The sequence below is a fragment of the Pseudomonadota bacterium genome (genome assembly GCA_016719885.1).
Lineage (GTDB): Bacteria > Pseudomonadota > Gammaproteobacteria.
The window spans coordinates 538318-564444 of record JADJYF010000026.1 but is presented as its reverse complement, the minus strand read 5'-3'; the positions used below and the strand labels follow the sequence as shown (position 1 = coordinate 564444).

The following is a 26127-nucleotide window of genomic DNA, read 5'->3' as shown; positions in this document are numbered from 1 at the left end:
TGGCAAGGGGTTTTGCCGCGGCGCACCGACTTGCAGCGTGAACATGTTTGAATTCGCGCGTGCACGCGCCGCGCTCGGGCTCAGGGCAAGGCGCGATCGATATCGATAGCGATTTCCGCGGCGTCCTTGATGTCGAGCGTGGCGGACTTGCCTTCCAGGTCGCCGCTGCTGGCGTTGGCGGTGCCGCTCTTGGATACGCGCGCCATGACGTAGAACTGCTTGACGTCGGCCAGCGAATGGCCGGGCACCATCGCCATGCTGTCATCCAAGGTGATGGACAAGGGCAGTTCGGCGACAGTGTGGCGCGACACCGCGAGCGGCATGGGCGGCCCATCCACCGCGCGCGCGGCGATGAACACGGCATCGCCCGCTTGCGCGCGCGCAGCGAGCGCGGGCGACAGCGCGACCTTCACTTTCACCGCCACACGCGGCGCGGCCTTTTGCACCGTACCGCCGGCGCGGGCGATCAATTCCTCGATTTGGCTCTTCAAACCCCCGTCCTGGCCGGCCAGGCTCAAGGCCTGCTGCCAGGTCGCGAGCGCGGTGGCGGTGTCGCCTTCCTGCTGTTCGAACAAACCCTTCATGACCAGCGCCGAAGGATTGCCGGGTTCGTTGTGCAAGACCTTGCCGGTCAGGGCCAACGCGCGGCTGCGATGTTCGTCACCGCCGGCCATGAGCAGGGCGTCGACCAGCAGCAGCATGGCGCCGGCGTGCTCGGGCAGCACGCGGTTGAGACTTTCGGCCGCCGCCAGCGCCTCGTTGTAATGACCGAGCTGCATCTCGGTGCGCGCCAGCAGCGCCCAGGCGTCGGCGTCGTCGGGTTGCTTGGCCAACCGCTCACGCACGCGGCCGACGAAATAACTGATGGAAGTCGCCTGGTCGCGCCAGTCGGTGTGCGGATGGGCGGCGCTGAAGGTGGCGAGTTCGGGCGAGCCCAGGTGCCAGTAGAGGCCGCCCGCCGCGAGTGGCGCCATGAGGCACAGCAGCGCCAGCAACGCGCGGCCGCCGCTGCTGACGGGCGCGGCGGCGGACGCGGGCAGGCCGTCGATCACCGCGCGTTCGAGTTCGGCGCGCAGCGCCGGCGCAATGCTGGCATCGATGTCACCGGCGGCGAGCTCGCTGTCGAACTCGCGCAGGCGGCGCAGCTGGTCGTCGGTGGCGGCGGCGGAATCGGCTTGCGCGCGTCGCAGCGGCAGCCACAACAGCGCCAGCGCCAGCGCCGTGAGCGCGGCCAGGGACAACCAGAAACTCATGATTGCTCCCCGCGCTCCGCGAGTGCCTGGGCAAGGCGCGACCGTTCGGCATCGTCGAGCGGCGCGGCCGCCGACGCGCGGCGGCGACTCATCATCAGCACCACCGCCAGCGCCAGCGCCAGCAGCACGAAGGGCCCGACCCACAGCAGCCAGGTGGTGTCCTTGAGCGGCGGGCTGTAGAGCACGAAGTCACCGTAGCGCGCCACCAGGTAGTCACGGATCGCGACATCGCTGTCGCCTTTCTCCAGCAGGCGTTTGACCTCGTCGCGCAGATCCTGCGCGAGCTCGGCATGGGAATCCTTCAAGGTCTGGTTCTGACACACCAGGCAACGCAACTCGCCCAGCAGCACGTCGTAACGGGCCGCGAGCGCGGCATCGGAGAATTCCGCCGGCGCATCGCTGGCCTGCGCGGCGGCGCCGACACACAACAGCATGGCGAGCAACAGCGGGCGCAGGCCGGTCATTGCGCGTCGCGCTCGAGATTGGCGAGCAGCGGCAGGATGTCGCGACTCAAGACGTCCTGGTTCAAGGGACCGATGTGCTTGTAGCGAATCACGCCCTTGGCATCGATGAGGAAGGTTTCCGGCACGCCGTACACGCCGAGATCCAGTCCCAGCTTGCCCTGCGGATCGAACAGCGTCATGCGATAGGGATCGCCGCGCTCGCTCAGCCATTGGCGGCCGGCCTCCAGTTCGTCGTGGTAATTCAAGCCGATGAGATTCACCTGGCCGGCCTTGCCGAGTTCAAGCAGCAGCGGGTGCTCCTCGCGGCACTGCGCGCACCACGACGCCCACACGTTGAGCAGGTAGGCGCGTCCCAGCAGGTCGTCGCGCTGTACCGGTTTTTCCGGCGCGCCCAGCGTACCCAGCGAGAACTGCGGCGCGGGCTTGCCAATCAGCGGCGACGGCACCAGGCGCGGATCGCGCTGCAAGCCGATGCCGAGAAATACCACCAGCGCGCCGAACAGCAGCAGTGGCACGGCGAAGCGCAGCGGTATCTTCTTCACGAGCGCGCGCCCTCGCGACCGGCGCCGGCGGTGGCCGCATGGCGCGCCGTCACGCGCCGGAAACGGCGGTCGCACATGGCGGTGATGCCGCCCGCCGCCATCAGGATGGCGCCCAACCACAGCCAGCGCACGAAGGGTTTAACGCTCAGGCGCACGCTCCAGGCGTTGTTCTCCAGCGGCTCACCGAGCGAGATGTAGATGTCGCGGGTGAGGCCCGGATCGATGCCGGCCTCGGTCATCGGCATGCCGCGCACATGGTAATTGCGCTTCTCGGCCGACAGCCGGATTGGCGCCGCGCCCGGCCGCGTCACTTCGAACTGGGCGTCGGTGCCGGTGTAGTTGGGGCCCTTGAGCGGCGCGGTCGCGACAAAATGAAAATCGTAGCCGGCCAGCGTCATGCGTTCGCCCGGCGCCATGCGCGTGTGCAGGTCGACGGTGTTGAGACTGACCAGCGTCACGCCGACGATGGTCACCGCGAAACCGATGTGGGCGAGATGCTGACCGAGGTAGGCCGCCGGCAAGCTGGTGAAGGCGCGCCACGCCGACTGGCGCTGACGGCAGCGCTGGATGACACCGCCGACGCTGGTGCACACCACCCACGCCGCCAGGGCCAGACCGAACATCGCGCGCGGCGAACGCGCGTCGCTGAACGCCGCGACCAGCGCGCCGAGCAGCAGCACGGTGCCGAGCAGGGGCATACGCAGCTCGCGGCACAGGGTCGCGAAACGGTCCTGTTTCCAGCGCGCGTGCTGGCCGAGACCCAAGAGCACCACCAGCGGCGACATCACCGGCACGAACACGCTGTTGAAATAGGGCGGACCGACCGACAGCTTGCCGAGATTGAGCGCATCCAGCACCAAGGGATACAGGGTGCCGAGCAGCACCGTCGCACAGGCCACGGTCAACAGCACGCTGTTGGCGAGCAGGAAGGTTTCGCGCGAGGTGGTGGCATAGCTCGCGCTGACGCCCATGCTGGCGCCGCGCCACGCGTAGAGCATGAGCGCGCCGCCGATCACCAGCACCAGGAAGGCGAGGATGAAAACGCCACGCGCCGGATCGCTCGCGAACGCATGCACCGAAGTCAGTACGCCGGAACGCACCAGGAAGGTGCCGAGCAGCGACAGGCCGAAGGCGCCGATGGCGAGCAGCACCGTCCAGCTCTTGAACACGTCGCGTTTCTCGGTGGCGGCCAGCGAATGGATGAGCGCGGTGCCGAGCAACCACGGCATGAAGGACGCGTTCTCGACCGGGTCCCAGAACCACCAGCCGCCCCAGCCGAGTTCGTAATAGGCCCACCAGCTGCCGAGAGCGATGCCGATGGTCAGGAAGCACCAGGCGAGCAGGGTCCAGGGTCGCGCCCAACGCGCCCAGGCGCTGTCGAGATGGCCGCTGATGAGGCCGGCAATCGCGAAGCTGAAGGCCACCGAGAAGCCGACGTAGCCGGCGTAGAGCATGGGCGGATGGATGACCAGGCCGAAGTCCTGGAGCAGCGGGTTCAGATCGGCGCCATCGGCGGGTGGCGGCAGTTGGCGCAGGAAGGGGTTGGACGTGATCAGCATGAACAGCAGGAAGCCGATGCTGATGATGGCCATCACCGCCAGCACCCGCGCCACGAACGCCAGCGGCAGACCGCGACTGGCGAAGCTGACGGCGCAGGACCATGCCGCCAGCAGCAGCACCCACAGCAGCAGCGAACCTTCGTGCGCGCCCCACAGGGCCGAGATGCGGAACGCCAGCGGCAGCGCGCTGTTGGAGTTGGCGGCCACGTAGGCCACCGAGAAATCGTTGGTGACGAAGGCATGGCTCAAGGCCAGGAAGGCCAGCGCGATGAACACCAGCTGCGCGCGCGCCGCCGGTCGCGCGAGGGACATCCACAACACGTTGCCGGTTTGCGCGCCGACCAGCGGCACCACCGCCTGCAGGAGGGCGATGGCGAGCGCCATGGTCAGCGCGAAATGACCGAGCTCCGCGATCACGGTTGCGCCGCCTTGGAGGCCTCGCCGTCCTTCAGCGCCTGCGCGACTTCGGGCGGCATGTAGTTTTCGTCATGCTTGGCCAGCACTTCGCTGGCGACGAACACGCCCTGGCCGTCGAGCTGGCCGATGGCGACGATGCCCTGCCCCTCGCGGAACAGGTCCGGCAGGATGCCGCGATAGGCAATCTCGCGTTCCTTGACGAAATCAGTGACCTTGAAGCGTACCGTCAGGTCCTTGGCGTCACCGCGCGAGACGCTGCCCGTGACCACCATGCCGCCGAGTCGGAACGCGCGGTTGCTCGGCGCTTCGCCGCGCGCGACCTCGCTCGGGCTGTAGAAATACATGAGGTTCTGGTTGAAGGCGGTCAGGATCAACGCCACCGCGATGCCGACCCCCAGCACGCACAGCGCGATGATCCACATGCGTTTACGCCGTGGTGTCATGGTTCTCTCCCAGGGCTTCGCGGCGCGCCAGGCGACGCAGCGCGGCCTGTTCCGCGCGGCGCGGCAACACGATATTGATGATCAACAGCAGCGCGGCGAGGCCGTAGGAACTCCATACGTAGGGCGCGTAACCGCCCATGTGCATGAAAGCGTCCAGGCCGCTCACAGGTCGGCCTCGCGGCCGCGGCCGAGTTCCCGCACCCAGCTCGCGTTGCGGTCGTAGTCGAGGATCTCGCCGCGCACGCGCAGCAGCAGCGACCAGGCGAAATAGCACTGGAAGGCGCCGATCATCACCAGCAGCGGGATCAGCATGTCGATGTGGATCGAGGGCTTGGAGAACTTGCTGACCGTCGCGCCCTGGTGCAGCGTGCTCCACCATTCGACCGAGAAATGGATGATCGGAATGTTGACCACGCCGATCAGCGCCAGCACCGCGCCGGCCCGCGCCCCGGCGCGGCGGTCGTCGAGCGCGCCATGCAGGGCAATGACGCCGAGATAGAGAAACAGCAGGATGAGTTCAGAGGTGAGGCGCGCATCCCACACCCACCACGTGCCCCACATGGGCTTGCCCCAGATCGAGCCGGTGACGAGCGCCAGGAAGGTAAACGTGGCGCCGAGCGGCGCGCAGGCGCGCGACACGATCTCGGCCAGCTTCAGTTTCCAGATCAGGGCCACGCCGCCGGCCGCCGCCATGGTCACGTAGACGAACATCGACATCCACGCGGCCGGCACATGGATATACATGATGCGGAAGCTGTCGCCCTGCTGGTAATCGGCCGGCGCCAGCATCAGGCCGCCGACCACGCCCCAGGCGAACAAGCCCAGCGTGGCCACCGCCAGCCACGGCGTCAGCGTGTGGCTCAGGCGATAGAAATGCATGAGCGATGCGTACTTGTGCAGGAACGCGAAATTCACGAAGACCTCATGGACGGGCACGGCGACGCCCTGCGAGGCGCCGGCTTTGGGAGTGGTGCGGGTGCGATAAGTTGCATCAGCTCATGCGGATTCTGAGGGCGGCCGCGGTCGCCCACGGCGTCAGCGTCACGGCCAGCACGAGCAGGCCGGCGAGGAAGTACAGTTCTCCCGCGACCGGCAGTCCGAGCGCGGCATTGGCCGTGGCGGAAGCACCGAAAATGAGCACGGGAATGTACAACGGCAGGATCAACATTGCCAGAAGCAGGCCGCCGCCGCGCAGGCCGACCGTGAGCGCGCTGATGGCGGCGCCGACGAGGCTCATGGTGACGCTGCCGAGCGCCAGGGTCGCGAGCAGGGTACCGAGCAGGCCGGGCTTCAACTCCAGCGACAGGCCGAGCGGGATCGACAGCAGCAGTACCGGCAGCCCCGACAGCAGCCAATGGGCGGCGGCCTTGCCGAGCCCGAGCAGCGGCAGCGACGCGCCGCCCACCACCAGCACCTCGAGCGTGCCGTCGGCATAGTCGGCGCGGAACAAGGCTTCCAGCGACAGGGCGCTGGCCAGCAGCGCCGCCACCCACACCACGCCGGCCGCGACCCGCGACAACAGCGCGCTGTCGGTGCCGAGCGCGAACGGGAACATCAATATGCACAGGGCGAAAAACAGCAGGGGATAGAGCGCCTCGGCCTGGTTGCGCACCGCGCGCAGGAGTTCACGGCGCACCACCGCCGCGAGCACGGTCATGGCCTTCATGGCTGCGCCTCGGCCAACGGTACGGCGCGGATGGCGTGGCGCGATGCGAAGCTCTGGTGGGTGGCTATCAGCACCGTGCCGCCGTGGTCGACGTGGGCGTCGATGATCGACTCGACCAGCGCGCGGCTGGCGTGGTCGAGGGCGGTGAAGGGTTCGTCCAGCATCCACAGCGGCGCATCGAACAGGATGAGCCGCGCGAGCGTCACGCGCTGGCGTTGGCCGGCCGACAGGTAGCGCACCGGGCGCTCGGCAAAGCCGGCGGCGTTGAGCGCGCGCAGGGCCGCCGCGATGCTGCCGCGGCGCGGCGCCGCGCACAGGGTGGCGATGAATTCGAGGTTTTCGTAGGGGGTCAGCTCGGTGTTGAGCCCGCCATGGTGGCCGATGTAGTTGAGGGCGGCGCGGAAGTCCGCGGCGCGGGTCAAAAGCGCGCCGCGCCAGTGGATTTCCCCCGCGTCGGGCGTCACGAGTCCGGCCAGGGTCTTCATGAGCGTGGTCTTGCCGCTGCCGTTGGCGCCCACCAGGTGCACGACGCTGGCGGGCGGCGCGGCGAAGCTCAGGCGCTCGAACAGCACCCGTTCGCCGCGCTCGACGCGGAGATCGCGAACGTCGAGACCCGAGTCATTCATGTTGGGCGCTGCGCGGCGCGCGCCGAGCCGGCGCGCAGCGCCGGGCCAGGCGGCACGGACCTATTCGAGGATGAACTTGCCTCCTGGCCGACCGGGCATGCCGCCCAGCGGGCCGGGGCCGCCTTGGCCTGGCACCACGATGCGCGACGCTTCCTCGCGCGCCATCTCGCGTGCACGTTCGTTGAGTCTTTCGATGGCGCCCTTGATACCGGCCGGGAACAGCGCGCAGGCTTCGGCGAGGGTCGGGGCATCGAGCGGGAACTGCACCGGGATCGGACCCATCTGGGTCATGAGCGTGGTATCGCCGATGAAGCGGCTGGGGCGGGACGGGTCGTCGCTGCCATCGGCCTTGATCGGCACCAGGCGCCGGATGGTGGCGGCGCGCAGGTCGGTGATCGATTCCTCGCGATACAGGTTATCGACATCGACTGTGAAATTATCGGCACTCATGCCTTCGGCTCCGGCCATTGCTTTTCTCCCGCGCGCTGTGGTCGCGGCATGGTAACAGATCCGTGATACAAGACAGATTTAAGGCCGCGCGCTTTCCCACCGATATAAAGCCCGACGGTGTAAAGTACGCCGACTTTACGAGTATCCGATAACGCTATGAAGATCATGGTCACAGGTGCCGCCGGTTTCATCGGCTCGCGCCTCGTTGAACGTTTGCTTGCGCGGGGCGACCAGGTCGTCGGCGTCGACAATCTCAATGACTATTACGAAGTCACGCTGAAGCTTGCGCGACTGGCCCGCATCGAAAAGCATCCCGCTTTCAGCTTCCACAAGCAGAATATCGAAGACCGCGCCGCCATGCCGGCGCTGTTCGCCGCCGAGAAGCCCGAACGGGTGGTGCATCTCGCCGCCCAGGCGGGGGTGCGCTATTCCATCGAGAATCCCCACGCCTACATCGATGCCAACATCGTCGGCACCACCAACATCCTGGAAGGTTGCCGGCACAACGGCGTCGAGCACCTGGTCTACGCGTCCTCGAGCTCGGTGTACGGCGCCAACACCCGCATGCCGTTTTCGGTGCACGACAACATCGATCACCCGGTGTCGCTGTACGCCGCGACCAAGAAAGCCAACGAACTGATGGCCCACACCTACAGCCATCTCTACGGCCTGCCGGTCACGGGCCTGCGCTTCTTCACGGTCTACGGGCCGTGGGGGCGGCCGGACATGTCGCTGTTCCTGTTCACGCGCAAGATCCTGAACGGCGAACCGATAGACGTGTTCAACTACGGCAACCACCGGCGCGATTTCACTTATATCGATGACATCGTCGGCGGCGTGATGGGCTGTCTCGACAACATCGCCAAGCCCAATCCGGCCTGGAACAGCGATGCGCCCGATCCCGGTACCTCCAAGGCGCCCTACCGCATCTACAACATCGGCAACAATTCGCCGGTGCCGCTGATGGACTTCATCGGTGCGCTGGAGGAATGCCTCGGCATCGAAGCCAAGAAGAACATGCTGCCCCTGCAGGCCGGTGACGTGCCGGACACCTATGCTGACGTCACGGCCCTGGTCGAAGACATCGGCTACCGTCCCGGCACGCCGATCAAGCAGGGCATCGCCAATTTCGTTTCCTGGTACAAGGAGTATTACAACATCCCATGAGCGCGCATAACCGAAAAATTGCGGTCATAGGCTTGGGCTACGTCGGTCTGCCGGTCGCGGTGGCCTTTGGTCGCTCGGCCCGTACCATCGGCTTTGACATCAACGCCGCGCGCGTCGCGGAGCTCAAATCCGGGCACGACAGCACGCTTGAAGTCGAGGATGACGATCTGAAGGCGAGCAACATCGCCTTCACCTGCACGGCGACGGACCTGCGCGAAGCGGATTTCCATATCGTCGCGGTGCCGACGCCGGTGGACGAGGCCAAGCGTCCCGACCTGACACCCATGATCAAGGCCTCCGAGACCTTGGGCGCGCACATCAAGGCCGGTGACATCGTGGTCTACGAGTCGACCGTCTACCCGGGCGCCACGGAAGAAGACTGCGTGCCGGTGCTGGAGCGCATGTCGGGCCTGAAAGCCGGCAAGGACTTCTTCGTCGGCTACTCGCCGGAGCGCATCAATCCCGGCGACAAGGATCACACCTTCACCAAGATCACCAAGGTGGTGTCGGGCCAGACGCCCGAAATCCTCGAAATCGTCGCCAAGGTCTATGAGTCGGTGGTCACCGCCGGCGTGCACCGCGCGTCGTCAATCAAGGTCGCCGAAGCGGCCAAGGTCATCGAGAACACCCAGCGCGATCTCAACATCGCGCTCATGAACGAACTGGCGCTGATCTTCAACCGCATGGGCATCGACACCCGCGACGTGCTGGCGGCGGCCGGCACCGCGTGGAACTTCCTCAAGTTCGAACCGGGCCTGGTCGGCGGTCATTGCATCGGCGTCGACCCCTACTACCTGACGCACAAGGCGGCCATCGTCGGCTACATCCCGCAGGTCATCCTGGCCGGGCGCAGCATCAATGACGACATGGGCCGCTACGTCGCGCAGCAGGCCATCCGCCAACTGATCGCCCAGGGCGGCGCCGTCAAGGGCGCGGTCATCACCGTGCTGGGCTTCACCTTCAAGGAAAACGTGCCGGACCTGCGCAACACGCGCGTCATCGACATCGTCAACGAACTCAACACCTACGATGTGAAGGTGCAGATCCACGACCCTTACGCCGACTCGGCCGAGGCCCAGCACGAGTACGGCGTGGAATTGATGCCGACCGAGAAACTGGCGCCGGCGCGCGTGGTGATCTTCGCCGTGCCGCACCACCATTACCTGGAGGATGCCTGGAACACCGTCACCGCGCGCCTGGAAGGCGGGCGTGGCGCGGTCATCGACGTCAAGGGCAAGCTCGATCGCGCCAGCGTGCCGGCCGGCGTGACGCTGTGGAGGCTGTGACGCCATGAAGGTCGTGATGATAGGCACCGGCTACGTCGGCCTGGTGTCCGGCACCTGTTTCGCCGAGTTCGGCGCCGACGTCACCTGCGTCGACGTCGATGCCAACAAGATAGCCAAGCTCGATGCCGGCCAGATGCCGATCTACGAGCCCGGTCTCGCCGCGCTGGTGGCGAGCAACGTCGGCGCGGGCCGCCTGAAATTCACCACCGACATCGGCCCAGCGGTGGCCGGCGCCGACCTGGTGTTCATCGCGGTCGGCACCCCCAGCCGGCGCGGTGAGGGCTTTGCCGATCTTTCTTATGTATACGAGGCTGCGCGCCAGATAGCCACGCACCTCAACGGCTACACCGTCATCGTCGACAAGTCGACGGTGCCGGTGGGCACCGCGCGCAATGTCGCGCGCATCATGCGCGAAACCAATGCCGGCGCCGATTTCGACGTCGCCTCCAACCCCGAATTCCTGCGTGAAGGCGCGGCCATCGCCGACTTCATGCGGCCGGACCGCGTGGTCATCGGCTGCGAGAGTGCGCGTGCGGAAAAGCGCCTGCGCGAGCTCTACCGGCCGCTCAACCTGCGCGAAACGCCGATCCTCGTCACCAATCTCGAAAGCGCGGAACTCATCAAGTACGCGGCCAATGCCTTCCTCGCCACCAAGATCAGTTTCATCAACGAGATCTCGACCCTGTGCGAAACGGTCGGCGCCGACGTGCACGCGGTCGCCAAGGGCATGGGCATGGACGGCCGCATCGGCTCGAAATTCCTGCATCCGGGGCCGGGCTACGGCGGCTCGTGTTTTCCCAAGGACACCCAGGCCCTGGTGCGCATCGCCCAGGAGCATGGTTCCAGCTGCCGCATCGTCGAGGCGGTGATCGAGGTCAATGCCGCGCAGAAGGCGCGCATGATCAAGAAAATCCGCGAAGCGCTGGGCGGCTCCGAGGCCGGCAAGACCATCGGCGTGCTGGGCCTGACCTTCAAGCCCGAGACCGACGACATGCGCGATGCGCCGGCGTTGTCGATCCTGCCGCCCTTGATGGAGAAGGGCGCCAGCATCCGCGCCCACGATCCGCAGGGCATGCACGAAGCGAAGCAGTACCTGCCGAGCGGCGTGCACTACTGCGACGACATGTATGAGGTCTGCACCGGCGCCGACGCGGTGGTGGTGCTGACCGAATGGAACGCCTATCGCGGCATGGATCTCGCCCGCGTCAAGCGCGCGCTGAAGGGCGCGGTGTTCATCGACCTGCGCAATGTCTACGAGCGCGCCACGCTCGAAGACCTGGGCTTCGCCTACCACTGCATCGGGCGCTGAGTTGGGGCGCGATGTCAGACTGAAGTCTGACCCACAAAGGACAGGCAATTGCATGTGGGTCAGACTTCAGTCTGACATTCCTCGCCCACAGCGCGGGACCCAGGCCGCGCGACAATGAGCTGACAGCGCCACAACAGGCGTGAGCCCGTCTCGCGACAGGGTAAGATGCGCGCCCATGCTCTTCACCACGCAACTGTTCCTGCTGGTCTTCCTGCCGCTGACGGCCCTGGCCTATCACCTCGCGGCCACCGCTCGCGCGCGCCTGTGGGTGCTGCTGATCTCCTCGCTGGTGTTCTACAGCTGGTGGGACGTGCGCTTCCTGCCGCTGCTCATGTTCACCGGCGTCGTCAACTGGTCCATCGCCCAGGCCTTCCGGCGCGCGCCCCGCGATGGCCTCATCTGGGGCGGCGTCGCGTTCAATCTCGGCGTGCTGGCGGTGTTCAAATACACCAATTTCCTGGCCGCCAGCGTGCTCGAACTGTTCGGCGAACCGTTCACGCCGTGGCCCATCGTGTTGCCGCTCGGGGTCAGTTTCTTCACCTTCCAGCAGGTCTCCTACCTGCTCGACGTGCGGCGCGGTCAGGCGGCGGAATACGACTTCCTCGACTTTGCCTGCTACGTGTGTTTTTTCCCGCATCTCATCGCCGGCCCCATCATTCGGCACCACGAACTCATTCCACAGTTCGCGGCGCTGGTGGCGCGCCACATCGATCGTGAGCTGGTGGCCCGTGGCCTGTTGCTGTTCGTGCTCGGCCTCATCAAGAAAGTGTGGCTGGCCGACCAGCTCGCGCCCTACGCGGATGGCGGTTTCGCCGCCGCCGCGCCCGGCGTGGCGCTGGCCTGGCAGGCGGCGCTCGCCTATTCGTTGCAGCTTTATTTCGATTTTTCGGGCTACTCGGACATGGCGCTCGGCCTTGCCGGCATGTTCGGCCTGACTCTGCCCATCAACTTCGACGCGCCGTATCGCGCGCAGAGCATTCGCGAATTCTGGCGGCGCTGGCACATGACGCTGTCGCGTTTCCTGCGCGACTATCTCTACATTCCCCTGGGCGGCAGCCGCGCCGGCGCGGTGCGCGCCTACGCCGCGTCGCTCGGCACCATGTTGTTGTGCGGCCTGTGGCACGGTGCCGGCTGGACCTTCATTGCCTGGGGCGGACTGCACGGCGTGGCGGTGTGCTGCAACCGCTGGTGGATGGGGCGCGGTATCAGCCTGCCGGCGCCGCTGGCCTGGGCCTTGACCATGTTGTTCGTGGTGGCCGGCTGGGTGCTGTTTCGTGCCGATGATTTCCAGGTCGCCGCGCGCGTGCTGTCCGCCATGGCCGGGCAGGGCGGCAGCGGGGCGGCGGACGACGACGGCTGGCCCTTGCTCGCGCTGGCGGCGGCGCTGGCCATCTTCGGTCCGACCAACCTGGAACTGTCGCGCCGCGCGTGGCCCTACCGTCCGCTCATGGCCCTGCCCTTGGCGCTGGTGCTGCTGGTGACGGTGTTGCGCGTCGGCCAGGGCCGCGGCATCGAATTCATCTACTTCCAATTCTGAGATGGCCTGGTCGCGCTACATTCGCGTGTTGCTGTGGGGCTCGGCGCTGCTGGGCGCGCTGGCCTATGGCTTCATCCTGGTGCTCGACCCCTACATGGACGTGCCGTTCTCGCCGGCCCTGCCGCGTGCGCCGGTATCGACCAACCAGCGCTTCGCCTACCCGGCCCTGGCCCGCCTGCAGGATTTCGACAGCGCCGTCATCGGCACCTCGACCATGCGCCTGCTCGACCCGCGTGAGCTCGACGCCCAGCTCGGCGCGCGCTTCGTCAACCTCGCCATGAATTCCGCCACGCCCTACGAGCAGGCGCGCATTCTCGAAGTGTTCCTGCGCCATCATCCGCGCCCGCGACTGGTGGTGCTGGGCAACGATGGCAGCTGGTGCAACCGCGACCCTGACGCCGGTAATTACACCTTCCGCGCCTTTCCGGAGTGGATGTACGACGATGAGCCGTGGAACGACCTTTTGTACCTGTTCAACGACAAGGCCCTGGAAGACGCGGTGCGCATGCTGGAACTGCTGCGTGGCAAACGCGAGGCCAAGTACCGGCTGGACGGCTACCGCGACTTCACCCGTGACTTCGGCCGTTACGACGCCAAGGCCGTGCACAAACGCCTGTACGCCAGCCGCCGCGCGCGTGACGCCAGCAGCGATACCGAGCCCAGCCTGTCGCGCCCCGACTGGCAGTACCCGTGGTTGCCGCGGCTGCACGCCCTGCTGAAATCGGTGCCGGCCGACACCGCCATCGTGCTGATCTACCCACCGGTGCACCGCCATTACCTCGAGAACATGGCGAGCAACATCGCCGAATGCAAAGGCCGCAGCGCGGCCTTGCTGGCCGATCTGCCGAACCTGCGCACGCTCGATTACATGCAGGTCTCGGCCCTGACCCGCGACGACGGCAACTTCTGGGACGCGGTGCATACCACCCGTCCGGTGGCGCGCCTGCTGGAAACCGATATCGCGGCCCTGGTGGCCGGGCGCCGCCCGCCGTCGGGCCATGCCGAGGTGCGCCAGCGCCCCCAACCCTGAGCGCCCCACGGCCGGTGCCACGACAGGTCGCCCTCGCAGGCCTCGCGTGGCACAATATCTAGCGGATTGGGCGCCACGTGAGCAGCACTATGGAATACCGAGCACCGTACATCATCAACGACCGTCGCATCCGTTTCGCGGTGGTCGGCTGCGGGCGGATCTCCGACCGCCATTTCGATGCGCTTGCCGCCCATCGCGAACGCGCCGAACTGGTGGCGGTGTGCGACACCGACCCGCAGCTGGCGCAGGCCGCCAGCGCCCGCCACGGGGTGCCGGGTTACTACTCGATTCCCGATCTGCTGGCCCATTCCGAAGCCGACGTGGCAGTGCTGTGCACGCCCAGCGGCCTGCATCCGCAGCACGCCATGGACATCGCCCGCGCCGGTCGCCACGTGGTGACCGAGAAGCCGATGGCGACGCGCCTCGCCGACGGCAAGCGCATGGTTGCGACCTGCGACGAGCAGGGCGTGCACCTGTTCGTGGTCAAGCAGAATCGCTTGAACCCGACCCTGCAGCGCCTGAAGCGCGCCTTCGTGCAGCGCCGTTTCGGGCGCATCTACATGGTCAACGTCAACGTGTTCTGGACGCGCCCGCAGGACTACTACGACCAGGCGCAATGGCGCGGCACCTGGGAATTCGACGGTGGCGCGTTCATGAACCAGGCCAGCCATTACGTCGACCTCCTGGACTGGCTGGTCGGTCCCATCGAAAGCGTGCATGCCTATACCGCGACGCTCGAACGCAACATCGAGGTCGAAGACACCGGCGTGGCCAACATCAAGTGGCGCTCGGGCGCGCTGGGCTCGGTCAACGTCACCATGCTCACCTATCCACGCAATCTCGAAGGCTCGATCACGGTGCTGGGCGAGAAGGGCACGGCGGTGGTGGGCGGCGTGGCGGTCAACGAAATCAAGCATTGGGAATTCGCCGAGGCCGAGGACGACGATGCCGCCGTCACCGACGCCAACTACAGCCCGACTTCGGTGTACGGCGTCGGCCACCCGGTCTATTACAACAACGTCATCAGCACCATCCGCGGCGAGGCCAGGCCCGAGACCGACGGGCGCGAAGGCCTGCGCTCACTCGAAACCCTGATTGCCATCTACACCTCGGCGCGCGACGGCCGACGCGTGTCCTTGCCGCTCGAGTACTGAGCCCGCCATGAGCGATTCCACGGTACATGCCACCGCCATCGTCGATGACGGCGCCCGCATAGGCGCAGGCACGCGCATCTGGCACTGGGTGCACGTCAGCGCCGGCGCGCGCATCGGCCGCGACTGTTCACTCGGACAGAACGTCTACGTCGGCAACCGCGTCAGCATCGGCGACAACTGCAAGATCCAGAACAACGTGTCGGTCTACGACAACGTCACGTTGGAAGAAGGCGTGTTCTGCGGGCCGAGCATGGTGTTCACCAATGTCTACAATCCGCGCGCCGAGATCTCGCGCAAGGACGAATACCGCGACACCCTGGTGAAGCGTGGCGCCACGCTCGGTGCCAATTGCACCATCGTGTGCGGGGTGACGGTCGGCGCCTATGCCTTCATCGCCGCCGGTGCGGTGGTGCGCGAGGACGTGCCGGATTTCGCCCTGATCGGCGGCGTGCCGGGGCGTCTGCTCGGCTGGATGAGTCGTTTCGGCGAACGCCTGGATCTGCCGAAGAGCGGCGACGGCGCATGCGTCTGCCCCCACAGCGGCGAGCGCTACGTGCTCCGCGCCGGGCGCGTGCATGTGGAAAGCGCGGCCTGAGGCCGCGCTCGACAAGTCAACGCGGTCACGGCCAGCCGCCGCGACCGATGGAGCAATGATGGAATTCATCGATCTCAAGACCCAGTACCAGCACCTGAAGGGCGCCATCGACGAGCGCATCCAGCGCGTGCTCGATCACGGCCGCTACATCATGGGCCCCGAAATTGCCGAGCTCGAGCAGCGCCTGGCCGCATACGTGGGGGTCGAGCATTGCATCGGCGTGTCCAACGGCAGTGAAGCGCTGATGATCGCGATGATGGCGCTCGACATCGGCCGTGACGACGAAGTCATCACCTCGCCGTTCACCTTCATCGCCACCGCCGAGATGATCGCGCTCATCGGCGCCAAGCCGGTGTTCGTCGACATCGACCCCCGTACCTACAACCTCGACCCGGCCAAAATCGAGGCGGCCATCACGCCGCGCACGCGCGCCATCATGCCGGTCAGTCTCTATGGTCAATGCGCGGCGATGGACGAGATCAACGCCATCGCCAGCGCCCACAAGCTGGCGGTCATCGAAGACGCCGCGCAGAGTTTCGGCGCCACCTACAAGGGCCGCCGTTCCTGTGGCCTCAGCACCATCGCCTGCACGAGCTTCTTCCCCAGCAAGCCGCTCGGCTGCTATGGCGACGGCGGCGCGCTGTTCACGGCCGACGCGACGCTCGCCAAGCGCATGCGCGAGATCCGCGTGCATGGCCAGGACCGTCGCTACCACCACCCGCTGCTGGGCGTGAACGGTCGCCTCGATACCCTGCAGGCCGCCATCCTGCTCGCCAAGTTCGACAGCTTCCCGGACGAAGTCGCCGCCCGCGAGCGCCTGGGCGCTGCCTACAGCGCGCGCTTCGAGGCCGCCGGCCCGCACTTCACCACGCCTTACATCGAGCCGCACAACACCTGCGTGTATGCGCAGTACACCGTGCAGGTCGAGCAGCGCGACGCGGTCATCGACAAGCTCGGCGCGGCCGGCATTCCGACCGCCGTGCACTACCCGGTGCCGCTGCACCTGCAGCCGGTGTTCGCCAACATGAATCTCGGCGCGCGCGGCAGCTTTCCGATTTCCGAGCGCACCGCCGAGCGCGTCATGAGCCTGCCCATGCACCCGTTCCTGACGGACGCCGAGCTCGACACCATCGTCGGCGCGGTGGTGGCGGCGGTCGCCAGTGTGTAGCGCAGGCAGGCCGCGGTGCGCGCCGCGGGCATCGCGACGAGTCTGGACCTGACCATGCAGCAATCGAAGATCTACGTGCTGCTTCCCGCCTACAACGAGGAAGCAGCGCTGCCCATACTCATACCGAAGTTCGCGGCGGTGTTGACCCGCCTCGGTAATCCGTTCCTCATCATCGTTGCCGATGATGGCAGCTCGGACGCCACCGGTACGGTGGCGGCAGCCTTGGCGGCGCAATATCCGATGGAAGTATTGACCCATCGCGTCAATCGCGGGCTCGGTGAAACGGCACGTGACCTGTTTGAGCGTGCCGCCGAACTGGCCGCACCCGAAGACGTCATCGTGCGCATGGACTGCGACGATACGCACGACCCCAGCGTGGTGGAAACCATGCTCAAGCGCCTGGCCGTGGGCGATGTCGATGTCGTCATCGGCTCGCGCTTCCAGCCGGGCGGCGGCCAGAGCGGTGTGAACGCCTATCGCGCGCTGATCAGTCGCGCCGCCAACCTGTTCATGAAAGTCTTCTTCCCGATGCAGGGCGTGCACGATTACTCATCGGGTTTTCGCGCCTACCGCGCGCGTATCATCCAGCTCGCCATCGCGGAGTTCGGCAACAACTTCATTCAGCTCAAAGGCCTCGGATTTACCGGCACGCTCGAGAAGCTGGTCAAGCTGTCGCTGCTTGGAGCGAGGTTCGGCGAGGTCGCGATGATGCTGCGCTACGACCAGAAGCTGAGCAGCAGCAAGATGGTCAGCAGCGTGACCACGCTTGGCTACCTGGTGATGGCCGTGCTTTATCACTGGCCCTGGGGCGGCTGGCGGCAGCAGAGCCGGAAGAATCGCTGGCGTCAGCATCACGGCTGAGTCGCGCATCCATGTGCGGAATCGTCGGTATGTTCGGAACCTCCTGCGGCGACGGGAGGCGCGAGCTCGTGGCGCGCATGTCCGAGCGTATTCGCCATCGAGGGCCCGATGGCGAGGGCGCGTTCATCGACGCGCGGGCTGCCATTGGTCACGTCCGGCTGGCCATCATTGACGTCGAGGGCGGCGCTCAGCCCATGCACAGTCGCGATCAGCGATACGTGCTCTCGTTCAATGGTGAAATCTACAATTACTTGGAATTGCGCGCCGAGCTCGAGGCGCTGGGTGAGCGCTTCGTCACCAACTCCGACACCGAAGTGCTGTTGACCATGCTCATGCGCTACGGCAGCGCCGCGCTGCCGCGCCTGAACGGCATGTTCGCCCTCGCGTTCTTCGACCGCCTGGATGGCACCTGGCTACTGGCCCGCGATCCGTTCGGCATCAAGCCGCTGTACCTGAGCGAGGTGCCCGATGGCCTGTTGTTCGCGTCGGAGATCAAGGCGCTGTGGGCGCATCCGCACATGCAGCCGCGCATGCAGTGGGCCGCGTTGCAGGAATATTTGACGTTTCAATACTGCCTGGCTGGCCGCACCCTGTTCGCCGGTGTCCGCCAGGTCATGGCTGGCACTTATGTCCGAGGGCAGGGCCATCGCATCGAGCACGAAGCGCAATATTGGCGCTTGAACTACGAAGTGGATGAAACGCGCGCGGCCGACAGCTACGTCGAGGAGCTCGGCGCGTTGCTGAGTGACAGCGCGCGTCTGCAGATCCGTAGCGACGTGCCGCTCGGCGCTTATGCCTCCGGTGGCATCGATTCGAGTGTCGTCGCCTGCCTGGCGGCGCGCCAGACGGGCGCGCCGCTGCCCTTGTTCCACGGTCGCTTCGATGTTGGTGACGCCTACGACGAGTCGCACTGGGCGCAGATGGTCGCCGCTGCCATCGGTGCGCCCCTCGAGCAGGTCACGCCCAGCGCGCAACAGTTCGTCGATGAGATGCCGCGCCTGATGTACATGCTGGACGAACCCCTGGCCGGGCCCGGCGTGTTTCCCCAGGCCATGGTCAGCCGGCTCGCGGCTGGCTTCGTCAAGGTGGTTCTTGGCGGACAGGGCGGCGCTGAGTTGTTTGGCGGCTACACGCGCTATCTGATTGGTTACCTCGAGCAGGCGTTGAAAGGCGCGATGTATGGCACCCAGGAAGAGGGCAGGAACGTCGTCACCCTGGCGACGGTGATCGAGAATCTGCCGATGTTGCGCGGCTACGAGCCGCTGTTGCAGCATTTCTGGCGCGATGGCCTGTTCGCGCCGATGGATTCGCGCTATTTCCGGCTCATCGACCGCGGCAGCGACATGGATCACCTGCTCACCGACGAGGCACGCGCGCGGATAGACCGCGACGAAGTGTTCGCCGAGTTCCAGGCGGTGTTCAATGATCCACAGACCCGCTCCTACATCAACAAGATGACGCATTTCGACCAGGCGACCTTTCTGCCCGCCTTGTTGCAGGTCGAGGACCGGGTGAGCATGGCGGTGTCCATCGAGGCGCGCGTGCCCTTGCTCGACACGCGCATCGCTGAACTGGTCGCACGCATGCCGCCAGCCATCAAGTTCGCGCACGGCACCAGCAAGCATGTCTTGAAGCGCGCCGCGCGCAACCTGTTGCCGGCGAGCATCGTCGGGCGTCAGGACAAGATGGGCTTTCCGGTGCCGCTCAATGAATGGTTGAAAGGCGGGCCGGTGCGTGACTTCGTGCGCGATGTGCTGTTGGGTACGGCAAGTCGCCAACGTGGCCTGTTCCGCCCCGAGGCTTTGGCGACGCTCGTCGACCACGAGCGTCCCTTCGGCCGTCAGCTGTGGGGCGCGCTGTGCCTCGAACTGTGGCACCAGCAGTTCGTGGATCGCGCGCGGTGAACGGTATGCGGCCGGAGGCGTCGCCGTCTCCGCTCTTCATGCGTCGAACCCTGCCGCTCGCGGCGTTGGCGGTGGTGGTCCTCGCCTGTATTGCCCAGCGCTGGCATTGGTATGCGCCGGAGACCGCATATCGAGGCTATTCGCCGATCGGATGGACTTACGTACACGAACATCCCGCCGACTTCGCCAAGAATCTCCCCAACGGCACCGAAGGCTACGAGCGCTCGGCGGTGATGTGGGTCTACCTGCTGGCCTACCGTCACCTCGGTATCGAACCGGATGCGCTGGTCTACGCGGTCATCGCCCTGGAGATCATCGGTCTCGCCTGGTGCTATGTGCGTCTCAGCCAGAATCTGCTCGACGACGCGCCGTTGTCGCTGGCGGTCGCGATTGCCATGCTCGCCATCGCCTCATCGCTGCGAAATGTCAGTCTGAGTCGTTTCGGCACGCCGTTCTTCGAGGGGCAGTTCTATACCTTCGCCGAGATCGCTCGCAACATGGCGCTGATCGCCTGCTTGCGTGGGCGCTGGGGCAAATCGGCCGCATGGCTGTCGGTGGCAACGGTCAGCCACGTGATACTCGGCGCGATTGGCGCCATGTGCGTGGCGGCAGTCGCGGCAATGCGCTGGCGGCCTGGCGAACGCCTGCGCATTGCGCGCGCCGCGCTCGGCTTCATGGTGGTCAGCGCTGCCTGGATGCTTGGTTTCCACCAGCCCGGCGCGCTGTTCAGCGATCCCGTGCCCGACGAGGTGTGGTACGCGTGGACGCGCCTGTTCAATTTCCATTGGTACCCGATGCTGAACGGCGTGTTCCTCGAGACCCATGACCGCTACCTGGTGCCGTTCATCACCTTGCTGGCGGCGGGGGCCCTGACCTGGCTTCATCCGGCGACCAGGCCGCGCCGCTGGCGGGGCGAGATCGGCGCCGTGATGGCGGTGCTGGGCGTCATGACGTTGCTGGCGGTGGTGGCTTCGGAACAGCGCTGGAGTACCACCCTCATCAAACTCGCACTGCACCGCGGCGCTGACATGATGTTGTCGATTGCGGTGATCTACGCCGTTGCGGGCTGGTGGCATGCCATGACCTCGCTGCCCCTGTGGCGGGCGCTGCCCGCGACGTGCCTGTTGTTCGCGCCGACCTGGGGGCCGGGCGCGCCGAGTGCGCAGCTCGCCTTGCACGGCTGGCTCAATCGCGCGCGCAGTGATGCCTGGCGGCGATGGTCGGGGCGCTGGGTGGCGGCAGTGCCGGTGCTGGTCAGCCTGGGCTATGTCTTGTCCGGCCACGGCGCGGCCTGGACCTCGAGTGGTTACACGGGTGTGAAGCCTTTGCTCAAGGAACCGCAGTGGGGCGTGCCGCTGGCAATCGCGCTGTTGCTCTTGTGGGTCGCGCGGCGCCGCGTCGATCAGCGCGCGTGCGTGCTGGTGGTGACGCTCGCGCTTGGCTGCCTCGCGTGGGTAAAGCACGACATACCCGGCAGCGGAGCGGCGGCGGACGGCGCGGACTACCTCGATGCGCAGCGATGGGCCCGCGAACACACGCCCGCCACGGCGCTGTTTTTCGTCGACCCGACCATCTACTACGGCTGGAGCGATTATTCGCGCCGCAGCAGCTTCGGCAACGTGCGCGATTGGGCGCACAACTGGGCCTACAATTCGCGCCGTGACTGGTGGCAGCGTGGCGTTGAACGCCTGGCCCTGCTCGGTCTTTCGGTGGACGACTATCTCGGCATCAAGCAGGGCGCCGCGCGCCTCGGTCGAGATGCCCAGGCGCGTTTCTATCAAGCCGATGACGAGTGGCGACGCATGCTGGCGCGGGACTGGGGGGTCGATTATTTCGTAATGCGACGGACGCCGGCCAACCATTCAGAGCTTCCTGTCGTGTACCAGAACAAGAAATTCATGGTGCTGGCGGTCGGCGCGCCGTGAGCGCTTTCGAATCGAATACCGCGGCACGCCGAGTCTGGCTGCGCACCGCCCTGCAGCGTTACTGGCCGGGGCATGCCGAGTTAATTTCACAACTCCCCATGGCCGTGGCCGAGATGCCGCCAGAAGCGGCCGCGCCGCGGGTCTGCGAGGTGACGCTGCCGGACTGGGCGCGGGATATCGGCGTGGCGGGAGGCGTGCTGGTGCCGGTCGCAGCGTTGGTCGACGGCGACCAGCCGCACGCGTGGCAACGCTGCGACTGGCTGGGCGCAGCCGCGTGGTATCTCGATGCCGCGGCCGAGCGCGCCCATGAAACGCGCCATGGACCGCTGCATTCCTATGCCGGGCGCCTGGCGGCCTGGGATGAGAGGCTGTGGCAGCACGCCTGGGTCAATCGCATCGCGCTGTTCCTGCGCCGCTGGGCTGCGCGGCGCGCAGATCGCGACGAGGTCAGCTTGTTCGGCGAACTGCCCGGCGCGCGCGTGATCCTCACCCACGACGTCGATGCCCTGGCCAAGACCACGTCCATCCGCCTCAAACAGTCGATGTTCCAGGCCTACAACGCGCTGCGGGCCCTGCGTGATGGCGACTTTGCCGCCGCCGCCGCGCGTGCCCGCCAGTTCACGAGGGTGCTCACCTCACGCGAGTCCTATTGGTGCTTCGAGCGCATCTTCGCCCTGGAAGAGGCGGCCGGCGTGCAGTCGATGTTTTTCTTTCATGCACGCGATCGCGGACTGCGTAGTCCGCACCTGCAATTGGTCGATCCTGCCTATCATGGTCACAGCAAGTCGCTGGCACGTGCGGTGGCGCTGGTGCGTGAGCGCGGCGCCGCCATCGGGCTGCATCCTTCGTTCGGCGCGTGGCGCGATGCCGCCGCTCTGGCCCGCGAACGCGCGAACCTGGAAGCGCTGAGCGGCGCGCAGGTGGCCGCGGTGCGTCAGCATTGGCTGCGATTTTCATGGCAACATAGTTGGTCAGCGCAAGCCCGTGCGGGCCTGCGCCACGATTTCACCGTCGCCTTCAATGACCGGCCCGCATTTCGTCTGGGGGCTGCGCTGACGTTCCAACCATTCGACATGCAGGCCACCCGCGGCTTCCAGGTAACACCAACCGTCATGATGGATTCGCAGTTCTATGACTACGCGCAGCTGAGCGAATGCAGGCGTGTGGCGGCGATAGGCCATTGGTTGCGCGAGTTGCGTGACACCCGTGGCGAAGCCGCGGTCATCTGGCATCAGCAGGTATTCAACCGCGATTACGGTTGGCAGGGGGGGTACCAGGCCGTGCTCGACGGGATGCGAGAGGCGGCATGAAGTTCAAGGCCTTTGCGCACCATCTGCCGCAAATCATGGCGCGGCCGCTGTTCGGGGATCGCCTGCGCCACGGTCTGGTGGTGCGCCACGATGATGCCGATTGGCAGCGTTGGCTGACGAGCATTCCGGCGTTCTACGCCAGCAATCAACGCAGTGGCGTCGGGCTGCGCGTCAACGACGCCGGTTACCGCGTGATGCGCAATGTGCCGTTGCAGGGACGCCGGGTGCTGGAAATCGGCGCCGGTGACATTCGCCACCATGTGCACTGGCAGGGGCGGCCGGCCAGTTACACCTTGTTCGATGTCAGCGAGACGATGCTGGACAAGGGCGCCGATAAGCTCGCCGCGCTTGGTATCGAAGCCGAGCGCGTATTGTGGACGCGCGACAACCCGCGCTGGCCATTCGACGACGGCGCGTTCGATGTCATCCTATCGTTCTACTCCTTCGAGCATATGTACCCTTTTGCGCCGGTCCGCGCGGAGTTGCGGCGTCTGCTGGCGGCCGGGGGCGTGGTGGCCGGCGCAATCCCCTGCGAAGACGGGCTGGCCTGGGGCCTCGGACGCATGCTCACCAGTCGGCGCTGGTTCCTGCGCCATACCGACATCGACCCGGACAAGATCATCTGTTGGGAACACCCCAATTTCGCCGATACCGTGCTCGACGAACTCGCCATTGATTTCGCGACGGTCAGCTTGTCGTGGTGGCCGCTGCGCGTGCCGTCGGTAGATATCAACCTCGTCGTGTCGTTCGTGCTCGAGCGCGATGAATCCCTATCTTGACGCAGTCCACGCCGCCTTGCCGCGGCTGCTGGCGAGTTTCGACCGCGATGCGCTGCGCGCGAGTCGTGGACTCGGGGATCGCAACGCGTGGGCGTGGAAGACCATCGATTTCTTCAACGCCACGCCGCAGGGCGCGGTCCACGGCCTCGCGCGACTGGTCGCCGCCGGACTGCTGCCGGAGGGCGTACGCGGCGCGTCGGTCATCGAACGCATCGACGAGGCGGTCGACGCGGTCGCGCGGCTGACGCGCGCCGACGGCAGCCTCGAGGAGGCGTTCCCCTACGAAGGCTCGTTCTGCGTGACCGCGCTGGTTGCCTATGATCTGCTGGTGGCGCGTGAGCAATTGGACGCGCACTGGTCAGCGGCGATGCGCGAACGCTGCCTGGCGCGGGTCGAACCCCTGATTGGCTATCTCATGCGCGCCGATGAGACCCATGGCTGTATCAGCAATCACGTTCTGACCGCGGTCGCGGCGCTGTGCGCATGGCACGACGCGGTGCCGGGGGCGAGCGAGCAGCGCGCACAGGCGCTGCTGGCGCGGGTGCTCGGCTGGCAGTCGCACGAAGGTTGGTACCGGGAGTACGACGGCGCCGATGCCGGCTATCAGAGCCTCGCCACCTGCTACCTGGCCGACGTCCATCGCCGCCGTCCGCACTGGGGATTGCGCGAGTCGCTGGCTCGTTCGCTGGATTTTCTCGTGCACTGCGCGCACCGGGACGGATCCTTCGGTGGACTTTACGGCAGCCGCAATACCCGCTTCCTGCAGCCGGCTGGTTTCGAGTTCCTGGCGGCGGACATGCCCCAGGCTGCCGCGCTCGCGGTCTTCGCGCGCAAGGCCATAGCACGGCAGAGCTGCGTGACCCTGGCATCCATCGATGCCGGCAATCTCGCACCCTGGTTCAACGGCTATGCGTGGGCGGCGCAGCTCTGCGCAGAGCGTGGGGCGTATGCCACGGTGCCCGCACTGCCGTGCGAGCAGCCGCACATGCGGCGCTGGTTTCCCGACGCCGGATTGCTGTTCGATGGCGATGCCGAGGCCTACACGGTGGTGGCCACCCACAAGGGAGGGGTGGTGGTGCGCAGCGGCAATGATGGGTCGCTGTTTGTCGACGCCGGTGTGGTGATGCGCGACGCCGACGGCCGGCTGTCCACCACTCAACACTATCGCCGCGACAACGTCGTCGAGATCACGGCACAGGAAGTGCTCGTCGATGCGCCGCTCACCCGCTTGCATCACAGCCAATTCCAGCCCGTCGAGATGATCGTGCTGCGCATCCTCAATGTGACGCTCATGCGTTGGCGCCCGCTGCGTGAATGGGTCAAGCGGCGCCTCGCGGCACTGCTGATGGGCGCCCCCGCGCCACTCGCGACGCGCAATCGCCGCGTCGTGCGCTTGCGTCCGAGCTTCTGCGTGGACGACCAGGACAGCGCCGGCCCGTCGTTGACGCGGGTCGAACAGGGCCGGCCATTCACGGTCATTCACATGGCCAGCCAGGGGTACTGGCAGCGAGGCGACGACGCGTGATCCCGCGAATCCATCCGCTACTCGGTTGGGCGGAGGTGGGCGCGGCCCTGCACTGGCCGGGCGCTGACGACGTCGCGCGCTACGAACGTGCCTTCGCCGCGAGCATGGGGCAGCGCCACGCGATCGCTTTTTCCTATGGACGTTCGGCCCTCAGCATCGCGCTGCGCGCCTTGCTGGGCGGCGGCCGGGAAGTGATCTGTCCTGCCTATACCTGCGTGGTGGTTGCGCATGCCATCGTGCAGAGCGGCAACATTCCGATCTTCGTCGACAGCGGTGCCGATGACTTCAACATGGATCTCGGCGCGGTCGAGGCGGCCATCACGCCGCGCACCGGCGCAATCATCGCCACCAGCCTGTTCGGCCACCCGGTGGATCTGGACCGCCTCGATGTATTGCGCGCGACCCACCCCGGCGTACTCATGATCCAGGACTGCGCGCACAGTTTCGACGCGCGTTGGCGCGGCCGCGCGGTGCAGTCCGCCGGCGATTTCGCCATCTTCGGGCTCAACATCAGCAAGCTGCTGACCTCGATTTTCGGCGGCATGCTGACCACCGACGATGATCGCCTGGCCGATGCCATCCGCGGCGCGCGCGAGCGGGAACTCGCCCCGGCAGGCGTGGCCAAGGGGTTGCGGCGCGCGGTGTATCTGGCCGCCGTGCTGCCGGCTTTTCACCCGTGGGCCTACAGCCTGGTCGCGCGCCTGAAGGACTTGGGCCTGCTCGATCGCTTCGTACGCTACTACCAGCCCGACCTCATCGACATGCCATCCGATCACCTGCAGGCCATGAGCCCGATCGAGGCGCGCGTCGGCCGCGCCCAACTGGCTCGGCATCGTGCCATACTCGCCGCGCGTGCACGCCGCGCCGCGGCCTGGCATGCGCGCCTTGCCCACGAGCCCGGGCTGTTGCGCCTGCCCGCACTGGACGTGGGTGCGACTTGGTCCCATTTTTCGTGCCTGGTCGATGACCGCCAGGGCTGGCTCACTCGCTGGCGTAAGCGTGGCATCGAACTCGGGGAATTGATCGAGTACAGCATCCCTGAACTGCCTGCCTATGGCGGGCGGCGACCGGAAAGCTTTCCGCAAGCGGCGCGCTATGCGCGGCACACCGTCAACTTTCCACTGACGAGCGACTGGTCCGATGGTTGATGCCGCGAT

25 protein-coding genes are annotated in these 26127 nt (G+C 66.4%); 15 read left to right on the top strand and 10 right to left on the bottom strand.

What is annotated here, in order from left to right; all coding sequences use genetic code 11:
• Positions 1 to 80: 80 nt before the first annotated feature.
• From ccmI to IPM80_23130, 10 genes are all read right to left on the bottom strand, one after another.
• Complete coding sequence (ccmI, locus tag IPM80_23175) at positions 81 to 1253, bottom strand: c-type cytochrome biogenesis protein CcmI (GenBank protein ID MBK8961248.1); 1173 nt, start codon at positions 1251 to 1253, stop codon at positions 81 to 83.
• Positions 1250 to 1717: a cytochrome c-type biogenesis protein CcmH gene (locus tag IPM80_23170; protein MBK8961247.1), complete on the bottom strand. Its 468-nt coding sequence runs from the start codon at positions 1715 to 1717 to the stop codon at positions 1250 to 1252. The genes ccmI and IPM80_23170 overlap by 4 nt, the downstream gene beginning before the upstream one ends.
• Complete coding sequence (locus tag IPM80_23165; GenBank protein ID MBK8961246.1) at positions 1714 to 2250, bottom strand: DsbE family thiol:disulfide interchange protein; 537 nt, start codon at positions 2248 to 2250, stop codon at positions 1714 to 1716. Before IPM80_23165 ends, IPM80_23170 begins: the two co-directional genes overlap by 4 nt.
• Positions 2251 to 2255: 5 nt before the next feature.
• Complete coding sequence (locus IPM80_23160; GenBank protein MBK8961245.1) at positions 2256 to 4235, bottom strand: heme lyase CcmF/NrfE family subunit; 1980 nt, start codon at positions 4233 to 4235, stop codon at positions 2256 to 2258.
• Positions 4232 to 4678, bottom strand: a complete 447-nt coding sequence (gene ccmE / locus IPM80_23155) for a cytochrome c maturation protein CcmE (GenBank protein ID MBK8961244.1) — start codon at positions 4676 to 4678, stop codon at positions 4232 to 4234. The genes IPM80_23160 and ccmE overlap by 4 nt, the downstream gene beginning before the upstream one ends.
• Positions 4662 to 4823, bottom strand: a complete 162-nt coding sequence (ccmD, locus tag IPM80_23150) for a heme exporter protein CcmD (GenBank protein ID MBK8961243.1) — start codon at positions 4821 to 4823, stop codon at positions 4662 to 4664. The genes ccmE and ccmD overlap by 17 nt, the downstream gene beginning before the upstream one ends.
• Before the next feature lie 17 nt (positions 4824 to 4840).
• Positions 4841 to 5557, bottom strand: a complete 717-nt coding sequence (locus IPM80_23145) for a heme ABC transporter permease (GenBank protein MBK8961242.1) — start codon at positions 5555 to 5557, stop codon at positions 4841 to 4843.
• A 112-nt stretch (positions 5558 to 5669) separates the two neighbouring features.
• Positions 5670 to 6344, bottom strand: a complete 675-nt coding sequence (gene ccmB, locus IPM80_23140) for a heme exporter protein CcmB (GenBank protein ID MBK8961241.1) — start codon at positions 6342 to 6344, stop codon at positions 5670 to 5672.
• Positions 6341 to 6970 (bottom strand): cytochrome c biogenesis heme-transporting ATPase CcmA, encoded by a 630-nt coding sequence (gene ccmA / locus IPM80_23135; GenBank protein MBK8961240.1) that lies wholly within the window; start codon positions 6968 to 6970, stop codon positions 6341 to 6343. Before ccmA ends, ccmB begins: the two co-directional genes overlap by 4 nt.
• Before the next feature lie 60 nt (positions 6971 to 7030).
• The gene (locus IPM80_23130; protein ID MBK8961239.1) at positions 7031 to 7438 is read right to left on the bottom strand and encodes a cytoplasmic protein; all 408 of its coding nucleotides are present in this window, start codon (positions 7436 to 7438) and stop codon (positions 7031 to 7033) included.
• Between the two features lie 138 nt (positions 7439 to 7576).
• On the opposite strand from IPM80_23130, the gene IPM80_23125 reads away from it, so the two are divergent.
• From IPM80_23125 to IPM80_23055, 15 genes are all read left to right on the top strand, one after another.
• Positions 7577 to 8587, top strand: coding sequence for an NAD-dependent epimerase (locus IPM80_23125; protein MBK8961238.1), 1011 nt, complete (start codon positions 7577 to 7579; stop codon positions 8585 to 8587).
• The gene (locus IPM80_23120; GenBank protein ID MBK8961237.1) at positions 8584 to 9873 is read left to right on the top strand and encodes a nucleotide sugar dehydrogenase; all 1290 of its coding nucleotides are present in this window, start codon (positions 8584 to 8586) and stop codon (positions 9871 to 9873) included. Before IPM80_23125 ends, IPM80_23120 begins: the two co-directional genes overlap by 4 nt.
• A gap of 4 nt (positions 9874 to 9877) precedes the next feature.
• Positions 9878 to 11182 carry a UDP-glucose/GDP-mannose dehydrogenase family protein gene (locus IPM80_23115; protein ID MBK8961236.1) on the top strand — a complete coding sequence of 435 codons (1305 nt, stop codon included), beginning with the start codon at positions 9878 to 9880 and terminating at the stop codon, positions 11180 to 11182.
• A 175-nt stretch (positions 11183 to 11357) separates the two neighbouring features.
• Positions 11358 to 12719: an MBOAT family protein gene (locus tag IPM80_23110; GenBank protein MBK8961235.1), complete on the top strand. Its 1362-nt coding sequence runs from the start codon at positions 11358 to 11360 to the stop codon at positions 12717 to 12719.
• Position 12720: 1 nt separating this feature from the next.
• The gene (locus tag IPM80_23105; GenBank protein ID MBK8961234.1) at positions 12721 to 13749 is read left to right on the top strand and encodes a hypothetical protein; all 1029 of its coding nucleotides are present in this window, start codon (positions 12721 to 12723) and stop codon (positions 13747 to 13749) included.
• Between the two features lie 89 nt (positions 13750 to 13838).
• Positions 13839 to 14903 carry a Gfo/Idh/MocA family oxidoreductase gene (locus IPM80_23100; GenBank protein ID MBK8961233.1) on the top strand — a complete coding sequence of 355 codons (1065 nt, stop codon included), beginning with the start codon at positions 13839 to 13841 and terminating at the stop codon, positions 14901 to 14903.
• Positions 14904 to 14910: 7 nt separating this feature from the next.
• The gene (locus IPM80_23095; GenBank protein ID MBK8961232.1) at positions 14911 to 15498 is read left to right on the top strand and encodes an N-acetyltransferase; all 588 of its coding nucleotides are present in this window, start codon (positions 14911 to 14913) and stop codon (positions 15496 to 15498) included.
• A gap of 55 nt (positions 15499 to 15553) precedes the next feature.
• Positions 15554 to 16666, top strand: coding sequence for a DegT/DnrJ/EryC1/StrS family aminotransferase (locus IPM80_23090; GenBank protein MBK8961231.1), 1113 nt, complete (start codon positions 15554 to 15556; stop codon positions 16664 to 16666).
• 54 nt (positions 16667 to 16720) lie between these two features.
• Positions 16721 to 17527, top strand: coding sequence for a glycosyltransferase (locus IPM80_23085; protein ID MBK8961230.1), 807 nt, complete (start codon positions 16721 to 16723; stop codon positions 17525 to 17527).
• A gap of 29 nt (positions 17528 to 17556) precedes the next feature.
• Positions 17557 to 19431: an asparagine synthase (glutamine-hydrolyzing) gene (gene asnB / locus IPM80_23080; protein ID MBK8961229.1), complete on the top strand. Its 1875-nt coding sequence runs from the start codon at positions 17557 to 17559 to the stop codon at positions 19429 to 19431.
• Between the two features lie 38 nt (positions 19432 to 19469).
• Positions 19470 to 21356 (top strand): hypothetical protein, encoded by a 1887-nt coding sequence (locus IPM80_23075; protein MBK8961228.1) that lies wholly within the window; start codon positions 19470 to 19472, stop codon positions 21354 to 21356.
• The gene (locus tag IPM80_23070; protein MBK8961227.1) at positions 21353 to 22666 is read left to right on the top strand and encodes a hypothetical protein; all 1314 of its coding nucleotides are present in this window, start codon (positions 21353 to 21355) and stop codon (positions 22664 to 22666) included. Before IPM80_23075 ends, IPM80_23070 begins: the two co-directional genes overlap by 4 nt.
• Positions 22663 to 23445, top strand: a complete 783-nt coding sequence (locus tag IPM80_23065; GenBank protein MBK8961226.1) for a class I SAM-dependent methyltransferase — start codon at positions 22663 to 22665, stop codon at positions 23443 to 23445. Before IPM80_23070 ends, IPM80_23065 begins: the two co-directional genes overlap by 4 nt.
• Positions 23429 to 24970 (top strand): hypothetical protein, encoded by a 1542-nt coding sequence (locus IPM80_23060; GenBank protein MBK8961225.1) that lies wholly within the window; start codon positions 23429 to 23431, stop codon positions 24968 to 24970. Before IPM80_23065 ends, IPM80_23060 begins: the two co-directional genes overlap by 17 nt.
• The gene (locus IPM80_23055; protein MBK8961224.1) at positions 24967 to 26118 is read left to right on the top strand and encodes a DegT/DnrJ/EryC1/StrS family aminotransferase; all 1152 of its coding nucleotides are present in this window, start codon (positions 24967 to 24969) and stop codon (positions 26116 to 26118) included. The genes IPM80_23060 and IPM80_23055 overlap by 4 nt, the downstream gene beginning before the upstream one ends.
• The last annotated feature ends 9 nt before the right edge of the window (positions 26119 to 26127 follow it).